The following is an 18,828-nucleotide window of genomic DNA, read 5'->3' as shown; positions in this document are numbered from 1 at the left end:
CAGAATTCAGGGGTTTACAGAACGCGCCCAACCGCTATAATCGTCGCCCACACGCCGGTATAGCTCAGTTGGTAGAGCAACTGACTTGTAATCAGTAGGTCCCGGGTTCGATTCCTGGTGCCGGCACCACATTAGGCTCCATTACATTCCACCGAATGCTCTGGAAGCCCCGAAAACCCGCCCTTTGGCGGGTTTTTTCGTTCCATGACCCTCCGTCGGGATCCAACAAAATCCCCCTTCCCCGAGGGTATGTTAGGGGTACTGCGATTTCCCGGTCAGGAGCGCGTACCCCTATGCCACGTCTAGCGATCCCCCTCAGCGACCTGCAATGCCGCACGGCCAAAACCCGCGAACGCGCCTACAAACTGTTCGACGGCGGCGGCATGTACCTTTTCGTCAAACCCAATGGCGTGAAGACCTGGCGCTTGAAGTACACCAAGCCCAGCGGCAAGGAAGGTACGCTCATCATCGGCAATTACCCGATCGTTACCCTTTCCGTCGCACGACGTAAGCGAGACGAAGCCAAAGCGTTGCTGCTCGACAACCTTGACCCAATGGAAGAAAAGAAGAAGGCCAGGATCGTAGCCCAGCGAGCGGCACTGCTTTTCGAAACCGTTGCTCTGGAGTGGCACGCCGACATGTCCCGTCGCTGGACCGAAGGACACGCAAAAACCGTGATGAGCCGACTGCGTACCCACGTCTTCCCGCTGATCGGCCAACGACCCATCTCTGAACTCGATACCCATGACCTGCTAGAGATCACCCAGCGTATCAAGGAACGCGGCACCATGGATGTGGCGTTACGGGTACAGAACTACTTATCCACCATCATGCGCGGGGCCAAAAGGGCTCGGCAGATCACCATGAATCCTGCACTGGATCTGGCAGGCTCGATTCACGCGCCACGCACAGTCCATCGCCCGGCCCTCTCCCTCAACCGCCTACCCGAACTGCTACACCGAATCGATAACTACAACGGCCGCGAGCTGACGCGCCTTGCCGTGCTGCTGACTCTGCATGTGTTCGTCCGCTCCAGCGAGTTGCGCTTCGCTCGATGGAGTGAGTTCGACTTCCAACGCGCCATGTGGGAAATCCCCGATACGCGCGCACCGATTGAAGGGGTACGCAACTCCACACGCGGGACCAAGATGAACGGCGACATTCAAATGGTTCCGCTATCGCCGCAGGTCATCGAAATACTGGAGCACCTGCGCAGCCTGAGTCGCTTTTCAGAGTTGGTGCTACCGGGCGACCACAAGTACTGGAAGCCCATGTCCGAGAACACGGTGAACACCATGCTCCGCAACGTCGGCTATGACACCGGCAAGGACGTGTGCGGCCATGGCTTCAGGACCATGGCCTGTAGCGCCCTGCTTGAGTCCGGGTTATGGACCGACGCAGCCATCGAAAGACAAATGAGCCACAAGGAACGCAACCGTGTGCGCGCCGCGTATATCCACAAAGCTGAATTTCTAGAGCAGCGCCGGCTGATCATGGCGTGGTGGAGCAACTACATTGATGCCAATCGCAGCGGCCATGTAACGCCTCACGAATTCGCTCACCCAGCCGGCAACAACATCACCGCCCTACAAAATAGCCGTGGCGCATCCAAACGTGGGTAAGCCAATGAGATGACCGCAGTCCGCCCTTCCACGCGGGTCCATCCAAGCGGGGCTGCAAAGCCGCCCTGCTTGGATGGACCTCACTTAAAAAATCTAAAGCCCACGCAACTGTCTGTGGAAAACCATAGATTTCCACCGGTGGATAATTTCATCCACAGCCGCAGAACTCCGGAAAATTCGAGCCTTGACCCAAATTATCCACAGGCGTAGAAAAGATCGGGCAAAGCGCTGTCGTTGACAGCAACCCAGGTAGCCAGAACCTTTAAGGCTACGCCACACCGTGGTGGTTCTCCCAAAGTGCGATTAGCGTCCGGCGGCTCGCACGGTCACAGCGATGTGATGGATGCCTACTTTTACCAGTTTGCCCACTGCGGCAACTCATCCCCTTGCATAGCTGCCCTGCAGCAACCTATCCGCTTGGCCATTTCCTTGCGCCAACCTGCGCCCGTCTCTTTCTCCCGGAAAGAGACGGGCGCTCCTACCGCTGCTGCAGCCCAACTCGTACAAGGCTTTGCGGCATTCCCCCTCGTGACAATCGGCGTGACAAACACCGAAGTCACCAGCAACAGCGATGCAGATGATGGTGCCGCAGCCCACGGAATGGACTGCACCTGACTGACAGTCAGGCATGCCCCGGTCATCGCTTCACTGCCTTCACCCGACTCAGGATCTTGCGGTGCCGGTCTCGTCAGCCAGCGCAGCCTCCACCCGCCCGCTTCTTCGGAAGTGCTCAGGAGGCCAGATCATGAGATGCCCAAGCTCCCGGTCGTAAAGAGCCGCCAGTCCCGCGTTAGTGGACAACCCTCACTGGCCGCAGGGGCCTTGATCCCTGATAACACTCAACATCCGTGGCGGGATGACGTGGGGAAAGCTTCAAGGATTTTGGCTTCGAGAGGAGTTGGATCATGGCATTGGGCGGTAGACGGGATGGGCGCAATTTTGGCTATGGCCGGCAATTGAGTTATACCGGGGCACAGGCGTTGAAAGACCTATTTGGCGGCGGGCATTACGGGACCGTCAAGGCGCACAGTGATCGCTGGCAGGCGTTTGTACGCTGGTGTCGGTCGGAGGATGGACCCGGGTTTAACGACGCGCGGCAGATTGATCGGCAGACTTTGCTGGACTACGCCGGACATCTGCGTCAGCAAGTTGAACAAAGTGAGCTCGCCATCGCCACTGCGCAAAACCGGTTGTCCAGTGTGAATCGGACCATGGCCGCGCTTCGCGGTGATCAGTATGTGAAAGTGCCGAGCCCGAGTAAGGCGCTGGGAATGCGGCGCACCAGTGTTCGTCATTCAGTGCCGCAAGGCCAAGACCGCGAACAGGTGAAGCGGATCGTCGACGTGCTCTGCGAACATCGGCAGTCGCGCGCCGCAGCCATCGCTCAGTTAGCGCGAGCCACCGGTATGCGCTTGAGCGAAGGAATCGTCCGTACTGCACGGGACATCCTCAAAGCCAAGCAAGATGATTCCACAGTGACCAATCAACACTGACCGTGGCGTGCCAATCGGGTCGGGCTATGCTGCGACTTTACCGTATGCGATCACTGGCGCTTTTCGGCTTTAGCTAGGTAGCCCAATGATGACGATCACCAAATCGTGACTTTTCCACGCTTTTTTGACGGAAAAACTCCGTTATAAGTAGCTAATCGAAGGCCTGGTCGGCTAAATTTGAATGCTGCATGTACAAAAGCGCTTTCTGATCAATGGCAGGTTCGAAAAATTTCAAAATAAGTACTATTTAAAAATTTGAAGTACAGATCATTAACAAAAGGAATTTGAGCAATGAGGCTTATATTAGAGTCAATACGTTTTATAGGCTTCCAATCACGTCACAGAGAAGCTTTTATCAAATTCTCAGGATCTCAAACATCTATAATCTACGGCAACAACGGTAGCGGAAAAACAACCTTCCTCAAATTGATACATGCAGTCTTATCTAAAGATGATATGACTCTAGCAAAAGAAAATGTAAGATGCACTGTAATAAGCTTTGTAGACGAGACGGATGAAAGACACGAAATAATTATTCCAGCATTTATGGAATACCACGAAGAAGAAAATATTACCGTTATCCACTCCTATGACTGGGAAGAGTTTAACAACAGTCCGTTGTCAAAAACTAAGTCTTTGTCATTAGGCGTTGATCGAGGAACAGCCACTCAAGCATCTGCAGTAGAAAGCTCAGACATCTACAGATTCTTAATAGGTTTCAGCAAAATTAATTTTGAACGTTCAGCAGCAAGCGAGCTTTCCGAACAATTAGCATTCTATCTTACCAGGCAAGGTACCGTAAGGAATCGCAGCCTTCGCAGAGACAAAAAAAATGATCTGCAATTAGAACGAGACCACGCCTTTCTCAAAAGTGTAAACACCAACAATGTTGAACTCCTGCTGCTAGATCGGTATCGGCTAGCTCGAGACTATGCTTCAGAACAAATTCAAAATGCGTTGTTTGACACACTAGCGGTTGCTATCGACTCAGAGACTAAAACACCTACAAGCATAAGTGTACCTGATGATTTAGGCGCTCAAATAGCTGCTGGAAAAGACAGGATTATTGAAGCGCTCGAAGATGGACCTGACAACAACTTCAAAAATAGAATCATAGGCATATTGTCAAACATCAAATGCGAAGATGATGCCTATGCAGCAACAAACAACCCCATTCTCTGTCAGCTTATTTGGAACATGATAAAAGAGCTGAAAATGGAGAAACAATTGCTCAACTCCATAAATATCTTAATGGAGACATTTAACTATTTTCTGGGCGAAGACAAAAAAATAGATATAAACAGCCATGGCGTTCGTTTGTTGGTCAGAGATGAACCTTATGGTATTGATGCGTTGTCAAGCGGTGAAAGACATCTATTTACTTTTCTCGCTCTTGTCGTAACAGACGCCCGAGACAGAGATTTTCTCATAATTGATGAGCCAGAAATTTCCCTCAACGCAACTTGGCAGCGCAGCCTTGTGAAGCTTCTAGAGGATCTAGCACCAGACACTCAAATAATACTCGCATCCCATAGTCCAATTATTGCTAAGGGCCAACCATCCTCATTGGTGGAGTTAAATCCGAGTGAAATCCCCCATGAGTAACGAAGTCAACTCGAGTATAGCGTTTTCTGCAGATGAGCTTTTAAACCTCGCAATAATGACGAAAACCTCAATAATAATTGTGGAAGGTATTGATGACGTCCCCATCTATGAAAGAATATCTCTATCAGTAGATATCGAATGTGATATTTACGCATCCGAAACTCTTTATGGGAAACGCGAGGGATGTAATGGGGTGATCGAAAACATTAGCGAAATTCGTTTGGTTTCCGATGGAATATCTATAGAAAAATATGTACTAGGCATTATCGATCGAGACGTCCGATTTTATAGAAACGAAATGCCAGGTGATCCGGCAATATTTACGCTAAATTACTACTCGATAGAAAGCCATTATATTAGTCTATGCTCAACCAAATATTTAATACCTCGCTTTACAAATGCAACACATAAACTTATAAAAGAAAGTCAAATAAAGCGTATTCACGATCATAGCATCCAGCATCTAGAGTTCCTATACTACGTTTCTCTTGAGGCTCTAAAAAATGCTTGCAAAAGAGACTATGAATCAGAATACGGGTACTCCAGGCCAATTAAAGCCATAATAAACCAAGGCCTTCACGAAAAAATTCAAGCAAAGCGCATAGAACTCGACCACTTTGCAAATGAACTTGGATTGTCTAACTCGATAGATTCGATCCTTAAAATATGCAAGGGGAAATGGATACACGAAGTTTACTCAGATATACTATATGATCAAATAAAAAAACTTCCCGAAGATTGCTTCAATTCAATTATTCCACGATGCCAATCTTGCGCCAATGGCGAACCCAATAAATGCCTCTACAGAAGCCCTTCCTTCTTTAACGCCGACATGTTACGAACACACGCATTTCAGAATACAGATATGAAGTCCTTACATTATATTAAGGAGAGGTTATTAGCGTTTGCTGACCAACGTCCCCATTGATCCTTCACCGGTTTTATGCCGCTGGTGGCAGATAACAAGCTAGGAGCATTGGTCAACCATCCTTTCGTGAAGGGGAAGGGGAAGGGATTAGCAAGGATAGACGTTAGGCTAAGGTGATGCCTTGGCGTATAGCAAAAGGATATCACCATGTGATATTTCTAAGGGCTTCACGCAAGCAAAGGAAATGCACATGTCTGGCTCCAGCGGTGGCCCTCGCATCACAAGCACTACCACTTCATGCAACCAGCTCTCATTCATTGCGCAGCTGGCGTCGCCAAAAGAAGAAGTTGTCGACCAGTTGCAGATCAATTCCGTCTTGGAAATCGTCTCAGGCGAACAAAACGGCCAATCCGTCGTGCACGCACTTTGGCGTGGCCAAGTGGCTGGTGGGATTGCAGATTCTCGACTTCAGCGTCTACGCCAATGCATGAGTGAAGATATCATTTACACGGCCAAGGTTGTCACCATCAACAATGGCCAGGTACGGATTCATATCTACCCCGTTGGAAGCAATGCAAGGAGTGCGTCATGATCACTATCGCAGGAGGCGTATACAAAGAACGCTGTTTGCGTCCTAGCTGGGAAGAAACCTACGGCTCTGCCGGCCGAGCTGCTACCGCGATTGCCAGGTTTGAAGGTGAGGTGGAGCTTCACAGCTTCTTAGACAGCAATTCGTTATTCATCATGAGCAACCGCGCTGCACTGGAAGGCTTCAAACTAATTCCATCCGATATTTCTCAAAGCGTAGCATTTGAATACACCCATGGTTTATCCACGCCTCTCATCGAACACTCCACCGATGTTTACTGTCAGCTTCAGATTGCAGCAGAAAAGGTACTTCGATTCGGAATGATTGAAGGCTCAGCTGTTGTGGAAGCTAACTACGCGGTTTACGACCCTCAGAGCGCCGACGCCCCTGAACCTTTCAGTGCGAATGGTTCAAAAGCTAAACACTTGGCTTTGGTTCTGAACCGATACGAAGCAAGTCAAATGTGCGGTGCAGCTGACCTTTCTCCAGAGGAAATGGCTAAGGCACTCGCTGAAAAGGAAAAGGCCGAGGTCGTCATTATAAAGATGGGCCCGCTGGGCGCGCTTGTATATGAAAACGGGACCATAAACACCGTTCCTGCTTACCATACGCAGCGTGTTTGGAAGATTGGCTCTGGTGACACCTTCGCGGCGCACTTTGCGCTCGCGTGGATGGAGCAGCGCCTCACAGCTCACGATGCAGCAGCCATAGCGTCCAAGGCTACAGCCTTTTATTGCGAAACGCAGGGTTACCCGAGTCCCAAATTACTGAGTTCTTATTCTCCTGAGCCGCTGCAAGCTTCGGAGCGATATCGCAATGGGTTCAAACCCCTAGTCTACCTGGCCGGCCCGTTTTTCACGTTAGCTCAACTTTGGATGATTCGGGAGGCCCGAAATGACCTGCAAGCTATGGGGCTACGGGTGTTCTCTCCATATCACGATGTGGGTCTTGGCTCAGCTGAGGACGTGGTCGAAAAGGATCTGGACGCGATCCATGAATGCGATCTCCTTTACGCCATTGGTGATGGCTTAGATTCCGGCACAATTTACGAAGTTGGCTATGCGAGAGCGTTGAATAAGCCAGTGGTACTGTACTCGGAGAACGAGTCAACACAGGATATTAAGATGATGGAGGGCTCTGATTGCAGGATTTGTGATGACTATGTGTCTGCAATCTATCAGACAGTCTGGGAAGCCATAAAGCTATGAAAGTTGCCCTGTTACTTTCTGGTGGAATGGATTCCCTTTCGCTCGCTTGGTGGAAACGGCCTGACCTAGCTTTCACGCTAAATTATGGGCAGTTGGCAGCACAGGCGGAGATTGCCGCCTCCCGAGCCATTTGCGAGCGACTAAAAATTCCACATCAAGTGGTAGAGATCGACTGCCGCGACCTCGGATCTGGGGACATGGCAGGTCGGAACGCAGATGGTTTGGCACCAGCCTCCGACTGGTGGCCTTACCGAAATCAGATGCTGGTCACCCTGGCTGCAATGAAAGCAATTTCGTATGGCGTGACGCATCTGTGGCTGGGGACAGTGAAGTCCGATGCATTCCACCGGGACGGCTCATCTGAGTTCATGAGCGCGATCAGCCATCTATTGTCACTTCAAGAGGGTGGCATGGTGGTAGAGGCGCCTGCAATCGAACTCTCCACCGCAGAGCTGGTTCGAGTATCAGGCATCCCCTCGGGCTTTCTCGCATGGGCGCACAGTTGCCACAAGGCAGATGTTCCCTGCGGTAACTGCCGTGGATGCAACAAGTACTTTGAAGTATTTGAGGAGGTCGGCTATGACCTGGATCGACCTGGGTAATCCCATACCCAAGCCTGCGAACGAACAGCACAAGCTATTTCAGTGGGAAACGGGAGAAGTCCAGCGGCTGGCCCCGGGGTCCCATGTCGCGATGCCGTCGCTGTGTCGGGTACTTCAGGAGCGTCGAACGGTTCGTCGGTTCGCTCCCCTTGAGGACGATAGATTGTCGGATTTTCTTTGGCATGCCTGCCGAAGTCACGAAACCTGGACCTCCGACCTAGGGTTCGATCTTGAGTTCCGCGCATCGCCCTCCGCTGGAGCTATCCACCCCATTCATTTGGTCATCAACCGACCCGGGGATCCCCGCTGGTGGCTGTATGAGCCGCGCGGGCATTTCCTTGTTGAGTTGACGACCGCATCGAAGAGACTTCAAGGCCTTCGGGAACATAGTCAGCAGGTTGTCGACGCCTCAGAAGCCATTCTGCTTTTATTTCTGGCAGAGCCAGGTAAGACACTGGCTAAATACAGGGATGGCTGCAGTCTGATCTGGCGGGATGCTGGGGCTCTACTGGCAATAATGGCACTGACAGCGCGGGGCATGGATCTGAACTTTTGTCCGCTGGGCATCACTGGCGAGCCATGGGCCAGCGCCCTAGTTGAGCAAGGCGAGCTGGCCGGGGTCGGTATGGCTCTTCTTGGCCTTGCTCCGTGAACGCCGCTCAGGGGAAGCCGGCCCCATCCCCATGATGCTGTGAACAGTGGCGGAAGAGGACATCATCTCCAACCATATGAGCGCATCCAACTCCGACGCTCGCACGCCTAGCCCCTTGCTGAACTGAATGAACTGTTCCTCCAGTTCCAAGTAGTGCCGTTCTACGGTCAGGCTCACCTCAAAGAATTTGCCCAACAGGCCCGCGCGCAGGATATGGATATCGAGAATGGCAACATCATCGGCATCCAGCCAGTTTCGGGCGACCCAAGACGCTGTCTTGTAGCCAATGCCTGGAATGTCCAGCAACCAATCTCGCAGCGCTCTACCGGAACCAAGCGGTGGGTATTCTGCTGCCAGCTTTTGCAAGGCAGCAGCCAAGTAACGTGCCTTTTGCTTGGCGAAGCGATACCGAACCAAGCGTCCGTCCACCAGAATCGGCTCCTTGAGCCACTCCAGTAGCTTCTCTTCCGATGGTGGCTCATCGTTGAAGGCGCCGAACTGCTTCACTTGGTGGAACACCGCGAGTCCGACACTGGCAGGAATACCGTGGCCACCGAGAAGGCATGCGCCCACTTCTTCCTTGAGTGTCGCACCGAGTTTGTAGTTGATCCGTTCACCTTGAAGTCGACGCGCGTAGACCTGATAGGCCCAGTACGCTGGTGTAGGGAAAGCTTCGATGGCCCCCACGGAACACCTGGAATTACCTCCGTATCCGGAGTTGGCAATTCCACGTTGAACACCACGTGGTCGATGAAAATAGCGCCCCGTTGCATCAGGCTGCCTCCTCGGCATGACCGTAAGCTTCTTGCATCCATTGCAGTAAGTCATTCCGTTCGGCGGCATCCATGCTGTCGATGCGACTCCGCAGCCGAGCCTGCCGGCGTTGGATGGTCTGACGATCACGAAACGTCTCACCCATATATCTAGAGTCGTGCAGACAGGCGGGAGGTTTAAAATTCATCCAAACCACCTCCTCACGTAAACCGGTGTGGGTTTTTGCCTGGAACCTCACAGTGTTCCATCCGGAAAGCTCTGTCTCGTAAAGATCACAGTCATAGCCGGAAAGCATGATTTTGCAAGGCAGCGTTTTCAGAAGGCGTAGCAACTGGACATGATCCTCATGCGTGTAGTCACACCGGTAGACCTTGGCCCGTCGACGCGTTTCCGGCACATAAGGGGGATCGACGTACACAAGTTCATTGCCGTTGAACTCGAACGCCTCTAGAAACGCAATGGCGTCTGTTTCTTCCAGTTCGCAAATGCCGGGTAGCTCTGCACGCCATCGATTTATGACCTTTGCGTCGAGGTCTAATCCGATGCTTCGCTGTGCAGCTTTCTTGTTGCGCATGACAGCGCCACCGCCGAGGTGCGATTCAATGTAGGTCTGATGCGGGGGCATCAGATTGATCAAGCGCTGGAAGCACTTGCCCTTTCCACCTGGATATTTCATATGACAAGCATCGTCAGAAATGACGATGATGTCAATGAGTTTTTGCAGACTTAACTAGACCCACACAAATGCAGCTATACAACCCAAGGTGATCGCGATCTGCCTGTGTCGCAGTGCTCTAAACAAGCGCCGGTGTAAACCCTATGCTTCTACGTAGGCTCGGAACACTCGACAGATTGTGCCCGGTGGGTACTCTCCAATTTGTGTTTTACTCTGCTCATATCATGAGACTTAGTTTGCGTCGTCACGGATATCCAGGTCTTTTTGCCAGAGCAAAGCTTTGAGTTTCTGGATCTCGCGCTGATCCGCGGTAATCGCCTTGGCCCATCTCAAAAATCCCGAGTTCGATTCCACTGAACGCCATAACTAGCTGATTTATTTATAGTTACTAGTTGGGGTACGCCGAATTTTCCAGCGAACTCCAGATGCCCGAAAAACCTAGCCTCGCCGAAACATACCGTTCGTCTGGTGCCGGCACCATACAAAACGAAGGCTCGCAGAAATGCGGGCCTTTTGTTTTTGCGCTATACGTAACAAGCGACGTAATAAGCGCTACTTCAGAGGTGCGAACCCCTTGGATTGGATGCAGTTTGTTTCGGCGCTAGTGTCCGCCCTCGCATGGCCAGCCGCGGTGGTAACGGTCGTTTGCCTGCTAAAAGATCCGATCCTAGGGCTCATTCCCAAAATCCGTAGTTTTAAATACGGCGAGCTTCATGTCGATCTCACCGAGGAGTTGAAGGCAGTCCAGGAGAGTCTCCCGGGCAAGCCTCAGGAACATCCTGGTGATGAAAAATCCCCCCTTCCGACGCCTGTTGCTCTTCAACTTGCTGCTGTATCGCCACGTGGAGCCATCCTGCATTCATGGCTTGAAGTAGAGGCGACCGTAGACCTGTTGGCTAACGGACTGGGCTATGAGTTTTCGGCGAAAGCCAGCACCGTAGTGAAGATGCGAGTGCTGCACGATGAGCGAGTCATCGACCCGTTGATCTATACAACCTTTCTAAAGCTGTCCAAAGTTCGAAACGATGCAGTGCACCTGACGGATCGGGAGATGGAGTACCAGGACGCCGCGATGATGTGGGGATCCTGCTCCTGGCTGATAGAGCGACTGAATGCAGCGTTGCCCCCTAATTCCGCCGAAGCCTGACGGCGCCGTTCCCAATGCCGAGGATCGCTACCGTACGCCGAGGACATTATCGTCGGGCTCATCATTGTGTTAATGATGCTTGCCTGCCCCCAACCTAGTAGTTTCTGTCTTTTCATGTTGCCCTTCGGAAAACGGTTAGAAAGATTAGTTCTTGACTGGCTGCCCTGAAAGCCTTGGAATGCGCAGCTTTGCGACGACTACCGCAGGTTAGATTTTGGTTAGCATGGGGTTATTCCCTAAACTTTGTATATGTTAAGAAACCAATAAATAAATCCAAGCCGCAATCTGTTAGCGCAGGGAGAGAGTTACATCAACTTCATGCGTGAAGTCGTAAGGCAAGCTCGAGGCATTCTGCAAAAATATGGGGTGAAAGGCTTCCATGAATTGCGTGCGGCCTACGCCTGCGAACGCTACGAAGAGATCACCGGGCATCCTGCACCTATCGATAGTAGTTGTTGTTACCACAAGACAAAACTCTCGACCAACAAGCCGATTACAAATCAGCCGCGAACTGGGGCACAGTCGTGTCGACGTAGTCTCGGCTTATATCGGTGGTAGAGCATGAGCAAACATTTCGATATGGAGCTGTTCCTAACTGGCGTGCTGACTGGATTGCATGCCACCCGTCAATGCCATTTTTTCCCAGGCGCAGATTATCTAAGCCGCAATCTATGAGCGCTGGCAGTGAGACAACCCGTGGACCTAGCAGCAAAAGCATCTCGTAGCGTTCCTCAATCACGGGATAGGCCATAAAGCGGAAGCGACCCGTTATTACTACAGGTTAACAGCCCAATTGATCGCCCTCCGTCTGGGAAAATCATGGTTCCGCCCATAAGCCTGGAATGTCGAGACTATAGAACATAAATTCAAATTAGCTACTGGCCGGTACCTTGTAGGAGCGCCTATTTTCGGATAAAAGGCGTGGCCGCAAATCAAGCACACGAGTAACAAGAAGTACGGACATTCGCATCTCGTCGGAGATCTTCAATGCTTCTTCTTGAAGCATCGCTTCAAGCCCCAATACATCTAAGCGCTCACCAGAATCTGGATGTTCCCATTGACGGTCTTGAGCCACTGTTACTAGCAGACAACCAGAGCGACACTCCTCTGAAGCCATGTATTTAGACACCAGTTGCGACTTAATCGTATCTCGTAGATCACGCCCCGTACGTCCATCACCTAGCTTCAATTCAATCACCGCTTGTTGATCAGAAGCCGTAGCACGAAGCCTTATGTCGGTCTCTTTCTCGTCTGCTGTTACCCCTTCCTGATCTACGGTATATGCCTGATTAGCTGTATTTCTTAGTTCTCGCGCAATTTCACGACGCATTACTTTTTCTTCGGAAATTCCCGCCCAAGCGGCGCGAGGGGAATCATCACGTAGCAACAAATCTTCAATATCGTCGAGGCGGTCGACCAAGAGCGCAAACAACTCCGTTCGAGTTATCGGAGGGGCTTCGCCATTGCGAATGAGAGCTACCACCTCTGCCTCCGATAGCACAGCTACGTCCGCCTCTCGAGCAGCCCCCTCGCGAGCCATCAACAACGTGCGGTCTCGAATGCGAGCGAATAAAGGATCGTCAGCCATTTCGAGCTTCGCGTTCCAAGCTTCAGGCCCCTTAGAATCCATAAGAGCGCTCAATAAAGCGTCACGTCCATGCTGAGCGTGATCCCGGCTGCTGGGAGAGTAGGCCCCCTCATGCGTAATATCTTCAAAAGGCCGCACATGGCTATAGGCAAGGCGCAGAAGCCTAAGCAATACCTGAGGACTATATTTAGGGGTACGAAGGTCAATATACATCTCATGGTAAGGTTCGCCAAAAAGGAGAGCCATCCAGTCAACACCCGATCCCAGCAGACCAGGTTCTAACTTGTTCAAGCCTTGCTCCAAATGCTCAACACCTACCGCAGGATCCATCCACATCATTACTGGAAGCCATATACGTGCCGTTGCCGAACCAAGACCGCACGTCAGCTGGTTCGCCGCAACAGTGATTAAGTACTTATGTAGTTTCTCGTCGCCATTCTTTAGAAGGACGTCGAGCACCTTCCGCATCAGCTCTGCGACTTCGTCGCTTTTCTCAAGCGTCTTGGGGACGATGTTCTCATCCATCCATGCTTTGAGTCGGGGTTGAAACAAGCCCGCGAGCGCTGGCGTGGCATGGGCTATATTTTCCAACAGCATAGAGTGACGACGCTTAGGCACGATTTCATTCAGCTCGTACGTAAGCTCCGCCCCCAAAACCTCATCAACTGCGACAGGCTGCGCTTCGGCAAGATTTGCCAACCAAGAGGGAAAGCCATTCAGTTCAAGAAGAGCGTAACGAGAGGCAAGCCTGGCTTCACCGATGGAAAGTGCCCTCGCCCAATTTGGATCCTCGGCCTCCGCTGCAATTCCGGCTAGGCCGAGTTGCCAGCGGGTTAAAAAAGTATCCCTCTCGTCTCTAGGTCGTTCGCTACGCATCGAGGGGCAGTCATTGCGCCATAGCGTCGTCATTGTCGTACGTAAACGGTCAGCAACTTCTTTGCTGAAATGCCGCTCTATGAAGCTACGGCTCCAACCTGACGCTCGACTCTCCTCGCCAGACCGGCTTATCGCGGTCCATAAATTCCAAGCAGTGCTACCGGCTCGATCGGGGCTGAAAGCGGTTTGGGGATTATTAGCAACCTCCATCCAAAACATAACCCAGGACTCATGATCTCTGGCTCGACGACGCTCACTTTGTCTTCGTGCTCGTTCAAATCTCAATTCCATAGCAATCAGTTCACGATTAACCGGTGCTGGTTTGAGATAATCATTGATAGCTTTCGTAAGCGTCGGGGAGTCTGCGACGCGCTCCTGAACAAGGAGTAAATGATGTCGCCATTCGCTTTGTAGTGCGACTTCTAACAATAGGCTGCGTTGAGAGAGCGGCATTTGCAGATCTGAGAGATTATCCAGTACCCATGTCGCATCCTGAACAGCATTCAAGGCAATAGGTCCATAGAAATTGGCCTCCATGAAACGTCGTCGTGGGTCGTCCTGCTTGGTTAGGAACTTCATCAAAGTGTCATCTGCCCAGAATGCAGCCTCTCTCACTGATGATGACGCTTTCCCAAACGCTGCTCGTAAATGCGTAGCAGGCTTATAAGAGGTGTACTCATCCCGAGCGAAGCGCAGGGCCAGGACGGATGATTGAATTACCGTTTCTGAGCGGCAACCTTCGGTGAACTGGCGAAGACATACGGCGGCAAGGGGAGCGGCTAGATGTCTCTTCGGGGAGGCAATATGAGGCCACTTGACGCGCCATTCGAGCCCATCTGATAGGAACTCAGTCAAGCTTTTGCGCAAGCTTTCGAGATAATCGGGAGTCAGAACAGCATCAGCGATAGATTGCCAAAACCAGTTAAACTCATCCTCGCGCTGGGCAGACTCTCCGGCGCGCGCGAGAAGAACGCAAACCTGCTCCGGACTGATTAGATTAGGAAACAGCCGAATTATCCCGTTTCTTAGCAGACTGACATCCCATATATCTGGACTGTTCTGCATACATTGAATCACCTCCTTCGATCGGGGATCACGGAGGTTAATCAATACCTCCAGCGCATCCATTCGTTCGCCACTTTCGGATTCACGATTCATAACCACGGAAAAGGCAATATCGGCGCCTTCAACCATCGGAACAGCCGCGATTACTTTCAGTAGGAGTTCTCTCACCTCCGGATTTTCAACATTGCTATGCCAGAGACGTAGAACCTCGGGTGCAAGGTCCTGGCTGGCGAAGCGGTGAACTTGGATCTGAGGAACGCGCTTTCCACACCAACCACCCTGACCATAGCGCCGGACATAGGCATCCAACGCCGCAATACGCTGTTGGCTCGAAAGCGATTCAGGGTCCGCATGATCAAGCAGAACATCTGGTTCACGATCACGGACTTCCGAGAATATGCTCTCGTGAGATGAGGCGAGCCACGCAGCAACTGGCTGCATGGACGGTTTTACAACCTTAAGACCGTACAACGTCTCGACAAAAAGGAGCCGTTTTACCGCTTTGACTGACATGCCAAAGTCCAGCAATGATTTCAGTCGCTGAGCCGCCAGATACTCGATAACTGATCGATGATGGAACCTAACACGGCCATAACTGGCAAAACCGAACAAAGCACGCTCCAACAAGGTCTCGCGCTCGTCGGCCGACCAATCCATTAAGATCACTGAGGGGTCTAAAGCGGTGCCCGGTTCACCGCCCCTATCGGCCTCGGCACTGTGTCGTAACGTTAGCTTGCGAGTTAACAGCGCAGCAAGGGCGAGACGACCAGCACCCTCGATAGCCTTCTCATTCGGTAGCTGGGCCTTTTCTCTGCGGTCTATACGAGGCTTCAGTTTGACCGCAACATTATGAGCAACCTGCTCACGGTGGGTGCGAATGCGACGATAGTCGCGCCAATCAGCGCAGAGCTCGATCAAATCTTGAGGTCGGCGAGCAAAATCTTCAGCGTTTCGCCTACGAATATCTTTAAGCATTTCGTCTGCATCGGCTACGCCTTGGAGAGTTGCCACACTTCGAATCTGGTCATCAGATAGGGGAAGCATGAGCTGGTCTAATAGCCCCGGACACCTCAATGGGTGAAACTACACTCATTGAGGAATATTCCATGACTAAGAAGTACAGAAAATTCGACGCCGAGTTCAAGCTGAAGGTCTGCAAGATGGTTGTTGATCAAGGTCTGAGCGTGAACTCGGTTTGTACCGATTTAGGCCTGAGCGATACCGCCGTGCGCCGCTGGGTTCAGCAGTATCAAACCGAGCAGTCGGGCGGTACGGGGATTGGCAAACCATTGACCAGCGACCAGCAGCGTATTCGCCAGCTTGAACAGCAAGTCCGCGAACTGAAGACGGATAATGACATATTAAAAAAAGCTACGGCCTTCTTTGCCCGCGAGTTGAAGTGATCCACCAGTTGGTTCACCAAGTCCAATGCAAGGCCTACCCGGTGGCGCGTATCTGCCGGGTGTTGCGGATCAGTCGTTCGGGGTTTTACGAAGCTCGTCAGCGGCGTTTGAAGCCAAAACCTGTGTGCTCGGTTTCCGCTCAGCTCAAGGCTGCCTTCGTGTCCAATGAACACTGTTATGGCAGCCGTCGTTTGGTGAAAGCGCTGCGTGACACTGGCGTCTCCGTTGGACGGAACAAGGTCCGCCGCCTGATGAAACAACAGGATTTGCGTCCGATTTGGAAGCGCAAGTTCGTTCATACCACTGACAGCAATCACAATTTTCCGGTGGCTGAGAACCTGCTCAATCGCCAGTTCAATCCCGAGCGCATCAACCAGTCGTGGGTCGCTGACATCACCTACATCCGTACCCGCAGCGGCTGGCTGTACCTGGCGGCCGTCATGGACCTGTACTCACGCAAAATCGTGGGCTGGGCCATGGCACCCCACATGCGAGCAGAGTTGGTATGCAGTGCGATGCAACTGGCCATCGCGCAGAGACAACCTGAACCGGGCTTGATCGCTCATTCGGATCGAGGCAGCCAGTATGCCGGTACGGATTACCAGAACTTGCTGACGCGACATGGAATGCGTTGCAGCATGAGTCGCAAGGGCAACTGCTGGGACAATGCGGTCATGGAGCGCTTCTTCTTGAATCTGAAGATGGAGCGTGTTTGGCGCAAGGATTACGCCAACCATGGCGAAGCGATCAAAGACATCACGGACTACATCGTGCGGTTCTATAACGGAAGGCGAATCCATTCATCCTTGGGCTATTTGCCGCCCAATCAGTATGAGCGGCAAGCAGCCTGAAAAACACCGATTGAGGTGTCCGGAAAAAATTGACCACCTCAGCAATGTGACATTTCTCCAAATCGGCACAGTCGTCTCCTTCCCCTTCCCTTCACTGTTATGCGTACTCATCGCAATGTCGGCAAAATTTGCTGAGGAAGGGGTCAACTCCCTTTTTTTTGGAACGGGGAGAAGCTGTTGGACTAGGCGATAATCAATGGGAATTGGTCGGGTGGTGATCACGATGCGCACGCGACCAAGTTGCCCCATAAGCGCCTTGTTGAGGCGTTTCAACGCCACTTCGAATGAGCCCAGTGTTAGCTTCAACTCGTCGATAGAATCCAGAAAAATGGTAGCCATATCTGATTGAGAGGCTAGCCATGCATCAAAACGCAGCTCCTCCTCAACCAGCAATAGCTCTCGAAACTGATTTTGGCAGAGTTGAGCCAGATCCAAGTAAAACGCCGCCTCACCGGCGTTCCATTTTGTAAGCTGCTCAGCGCGGCATTCGTAAGTCTTACCAGCCCCGGCTTCCGAAACAATTAGCACACGGTCGGACTTGAGCAATTCATCCCAACCAAACCTGCCGAATGAGGCTGCTCGGGATTGGAATGAAACGGGGTCAAAGGAGTTGAAAGCGTCGTCTGAAAGCTCCTCAAAGCTTCGGTGAGTTCTGTGCGAAGTCAAATCTGGGAAATCCATAGGGGGAGTCTTTAGTCCGTCGATCAAGTCATTGTGCCTGTCCTTGATGGCCATATGAAAGCAGACTGTATTGCTTGGGGTGCAAACAGATTCTGCTGCGGAACGCGGTTCAGGAAATGGTGAATGTTTTTTCCATAGCTCGGCCTGAAGTCATTCCTTACCACGTATCAATTTAAGCAGTCGGGTAAGGGGGAGGCGGCGTGGTTTTCTTGCGAACGCAGCCTTCAGTAGCTTGGTGCTAGCCAGTTCACCGAGACGCTGAGTCGAACCGGATAAACCTAATTAATTGAATTAGGATAATCTTAGGATAAAAAACTTCTGAATTACAATAATTCATCGATAAAATAAGGAGTTAAGTTTAGATTCAACTTCTGGTGCCGGCACCATACAAAACAAAGCCCCCGCAGAAATGCGGGGGCTTTGTTATTTCCTGGGGACCCACTCCCTGAAAAACCTGTGGGAGCGAGCTTGCTCGCGATGAGGCCGCCAATTCCACCGACGATCTGCCAGTCAGAACAGCGCAGCCCTTTCTACCTCACCACCACGCTCCTCCACTAATGCCTGGCAATCTTTCCGCGGCCCAAAGGCCATAACGCCCGTAAAGACAAACATCCGGCCATCCCATACCAAATCAGGCGCCGGTGAATTGAAGGGCAGATCCGTTGGCGCAACGACAACAGTCCCGCCAACCTTCGAGTTATCAATATCCACGCCAGAAAAACTACGCAGGAATTAAGCAGCTCAAGAGCCTCGTCCGGGTCCAGGGCATCGTCCTGAAGCATGGATGCCAAACGCGAATAAAGCAGATTGATCACCGGGTCATTCAGATGGACGAGGTTGCTCTCCAACCATCGCTTAAGAAAAATCGCTTCGCCGGTGTTCACGACACCGTCCGCCGTAATCCCCGCCGCCAGCCCCACCAAGGCATCGGCGGCGCGCCGATCAATGCGTGAACGATGGAAGAGTTTGCTGTTTTCGAACTCGTTGTGTAGGTCCATTACAGGAGGGGACTCCTTGGGGTGGGGTTCGGGTTGATACGGAAACATTGCTGGTGAAACGTAGCATTTCAGAGCACGAGTCATCTTTTTTGGGTCAAGAAAGTAAATATGTCCCCTTTTTTCCCTTTAA

14 protein-coding genes, 1 tRNA gene and 1 pseudogene are annotated in these 18,828 nt (G+C 51.7%); 11 read left to right on the top strand and 5 right to left on the bottom strand.

Features of this window, described 5'->3' with window-relative positions:
- Positions 1-53 precede the first annotated feature (53 nt).
- The 9 genes and pseudogenes from KI241_RS01500 to KI241_RS01460 all read left to right on the top strand — a co-directional run bounded on the left by KI241_RS01500 (position 54) and on the right by KI241_RS01460 (position 8,639).
- A tRNA-Thr gene (locus KI241_RS01500) sits at positions 54-129 on the top strand.
- A gap of 164 nt (positions 130-293) precedes the next feature.
- Complete coding sequence (locus KI241_RS01495) at positions 294-1,622, top strand: integrase arm-type DNA-binding domain-containing protein (protein WP_212803281.1); 1,329 nt, start codon at positions 294-296, stop codon at positions 1,620-1,622.
- Between the two features lie 905 nt (positions 1,623-2,527).
- A pseudogene (locus tag KI241_RS01490) lies at positions 2,528-3,052 on the top strand (integrase); the annotation flags it as partial.
- A 354-nt stretch (positions 3,053-3,406) separates the two neighbouring features.
- Complete coding sequence (locus tag KI241_RS01485) at positions 3,407-4,720, top strand: AAA family ATPase (RefSeq protein ID WP_212803280.1); 1,314 nt, start codon at positions 3,407-3,409, stop codon at positions 4,718-4,720.
- Positions 4,713-5,648 carry a hypothetical protein gene (locus KI241_RS01480; RefSeq protein WP_212803279.1) on the top strand — a complete coding sequence of 312 codons (936 nt, stop codon included), beginning with the start codon at positions 4,713-4,715 and terminating at the stop codon, positions 5,646-5,648. The genes KI241_RS01485 and KI241_RS01480 overlap by 8 nt, the downstream gene beginning before the upstream one ends.
- A gap of 190 nt (positions 5,649-5,838) precedes the next feature.
- Entirely contained in the window at positions 5,839-6,180 is a 342-nt protein-coding gene (locus KI241_RS01475; RefSeq protein WP_212803278.1) for a hypothetical protein, read from the top strand.
- Positions 6,177-7,385 (top strand): PfkB family carbohydrate kinase, encoded by a 1,209-nt coding sequence (locus KI241_RS01470; RefSeq protein WP_212803277.1) that lies wholly within the window; start codon positions 6,177-6,179, stop codon positions 7,383-7,385. Before KI241_RS01475 ends, KI241_RS01470 begins: the two co-directional genes overlap by 4 nt.
- Positions 7,382-7,987, top strand: a complete 606-nt coding sequence (locus KI241_RS01465) for a 7-cyano-7-deazaguanine synthase (RefSeq protein ID WP_212803276.1) — start codon at positions 7,382-7,384, stop codon at positions 7,985-7,987. The genes KI241_RS01470 and KI241_RS01465 overlap by 4 nt, the downstream gene beginning before the upstream one ends.
- On the top strand, positions 7,965-8,639 hold the full coding sequence (locus tag KI241_RS01460) for a nitroreductase family protein (RefSeq protein ID WP_212803275.1): 675 nt from the start codon (positions 7,965-7,967) through the stop codon (positions 8,637-8,639). Before KI241_RS01465 ends, KI241_RS01460 begins: the two co-directional genes overlap by 23 nt.
- On the opposite strand, the gene KI241_RS01455 is transcribed toward KI241_RS01460, so the two are convergent.
- A complete protein-coding gene (locus KI241_RS01455; RefSeq protein ID WP_244868257.1) occupies positions 8,580-9,326 on the bottom strand; it encodes an 8-oxoguanine DNA glycosylase in 747 nt (248 codons plus the stop codon). The two genes, KI241_RS01460 and KI241_RS01455, sit on opposite strands and share 60 nt — an antisense overlap.
- Before the next feature lie 85 nt (positions 9,327-9,411).
- A complete protein-coding gene (locus KI241_RS01450; protein WP_212803274.1) occupies positions 9,412-10,089 on the bottom strand; it encodes a DNA adenine methylase in 678 nt (225 codons plus the stop codon).
- A 574-nt stretch (positions 10,090-10,663) separates the two neighbouring features.
- On the opposite strand from KI241_RS01450, the gene KI241_RS01445 reads away from it, so the two are divergent.
- Entirely contained in the window at positions 10,664-11,236 is a 573-nt protein-coding gene (locus tag KI241_RS01445) for a hypothetical protein (RefSeq protein WP_212803273.1), read from the top strand.
- Positions 11,237-12,107: 871 nt separating this feature from the next.
- Here the strand turns inward: KI241_RS01445 and KI241_RS01440 are convergent.
- Complete coding sequence (locus KI241_RS01440; protein ID WP_212803272.1) at positions 12,108-15,809, bottom strand: hypothetical protein; 3,702 nt, start codon at positions 15,807-15,809, stop codon at positions 12,108-12,110.
- Between the two features lie 62 nt (positions 15,810-15,871).
- Here KI241_RS01440 and KI241_RS01435 point away from each other — a divergent pair.
- Positions 15,872-17,019 (top strand): IS3 family transposase gene (locus KI241_RS01435; RefSeq protein ID WP_144419424.1). Its coding sequence is split into 2 segments (ribosomal slippage): positions 15,872-16,127 and positions 16,127-17,019, totalling 1,149 coding nucleotides; the frame shifts between segments, so codons are not numbered across the junction.
- Here KI241_RS01435 and KI241_RS01430 read toward each other — a convergent pair.
- Together KI241_RS01430 and KI241_RS01425 are read right to left on the bottom strand one after the other, a co-directional pair.
- Positions 16,969-17,700: an ATP-binding protein gene (locus KI241_RS01430; protein WP_212803271.1), complete on the bottom strand. Its 732-nt coding sequence runs from the start codon at positions 17,698-17,700 to the stop codon at positions 16,969-16,971. The two genes, KI241_RS01435 and KI241_RS01430, sit on opposite strands and share 51 nt — an antisense overlap.
- 554 nt (positions 17,701-18,254) lie before the next feature.
- Positions 18,255-18,698 carry a hypothetical protein gene (locus KI241_RS01425; RefSeq protein ID WP_244868256.1) on the bottom strand — a complete coding sequence of 148 codons (444 nt, stop codon included), beginning with the start codon at positions 18,696-18,698 and terminating at the stop codon, positions 18,255-18,257.
- Between the last annotated feature and the right edge of the window lie 130 nt (positions 18,699-18,828).

This window comes from Pseudomonas sp. Cab53, from assembly GCF_018325965.1.
In the GTDB taxonomy this organism is placed as follows: domain Bacteria; phylum Pseudomonadota; class Gammaproteobacteria; order Pseudomonadales; family Pseudomonadaceae; genus Aquipseudomonas; species Aquipseudomonas chlororaphis_E.
The sequence above is the reverse complement of the archived record's forward strand: the minus strand, read 5'-3'. Positions and strand labels throughout refer to the sequence as shown.

Bases quoted from the DNA above. Each gene is read 5' to 3' on its own strand.
- KI241_RS01495 (WP_212803281.1), top strand. From the start codon at position 294: ATGCCACGTCTAGCGATCCCCCTCAGCGACCTGCAATGCCGCACGGCC.
- KI241_RS01485 (WP_212803280.1), top strand. From the start codon at position 3,407: ATGAGGCTTATATTAGAGTCAATACGTTTTATAGGCTTCCAATCACGT.
- KI241_RS01480 (WP_212803279.1), top strand. From the start codon at position 4,713: ATGAGTAACGAAGTCAACTCGAGTATAGCGTTTTCTGCAGATGAGCTT.
- KI241_RS01475 (WP_212803278.1), top strand. From the start codon at position 5,839: ATGTCTGGCTCCAGCGGTGGCCCTCGCATCACAAGCACTACCACTTCA.
- KI241_RS01470 (WP_212803277.1), top strand. From the start codon at position 6,177: ATGATCACTATCGCAGGAGGCGTATACAAAGAACGCTGTTTGCGTCCT.
- KI241_RS01465 (WP_212803276.1), top strand. From the start codon at position 7,382: ATGAAAGTTGCCCTGTTACTTTCTGGTGGAATGGATTCCCTTTCGCTC.
- KI241_RS01460 (WP_212803275.1), top strand. From the start codon at position 7,965: ATGACCTGGATCGACCTGGGTAATCCCATACCCAAGCCTGCGAACGAA.
- KI241_RS01450 (WP_212803274.1), bottom strand. From the start codon at position 10,089: ATGAAATATCCAGGTGGAAAGGGCAAGTGCTTCCAGCGCTTGATCAAT.
- KI241_RS01440 (WP_212803272.1), bottom strand. From the start codon at position 15,809: ATGCTTCCCCTATCTGATGACCAGATTCGAAGTGTGGCAACTCTCCAA.
- KI241_RS01430 (WP_212803271.1), bottom strand. From the start codon at position 17,700: ATGGATTTCCCAGATTTGACTTCGCACAGAACTCACCGAAGCTTTGAG.
- KI241_RS01425 (WP_244868256.1), bottom strand. From the start codon at position 18,698: ATGGACCTACACAACGAGTTCGAAAACAGCAAACTCTTCCATCGTTCA.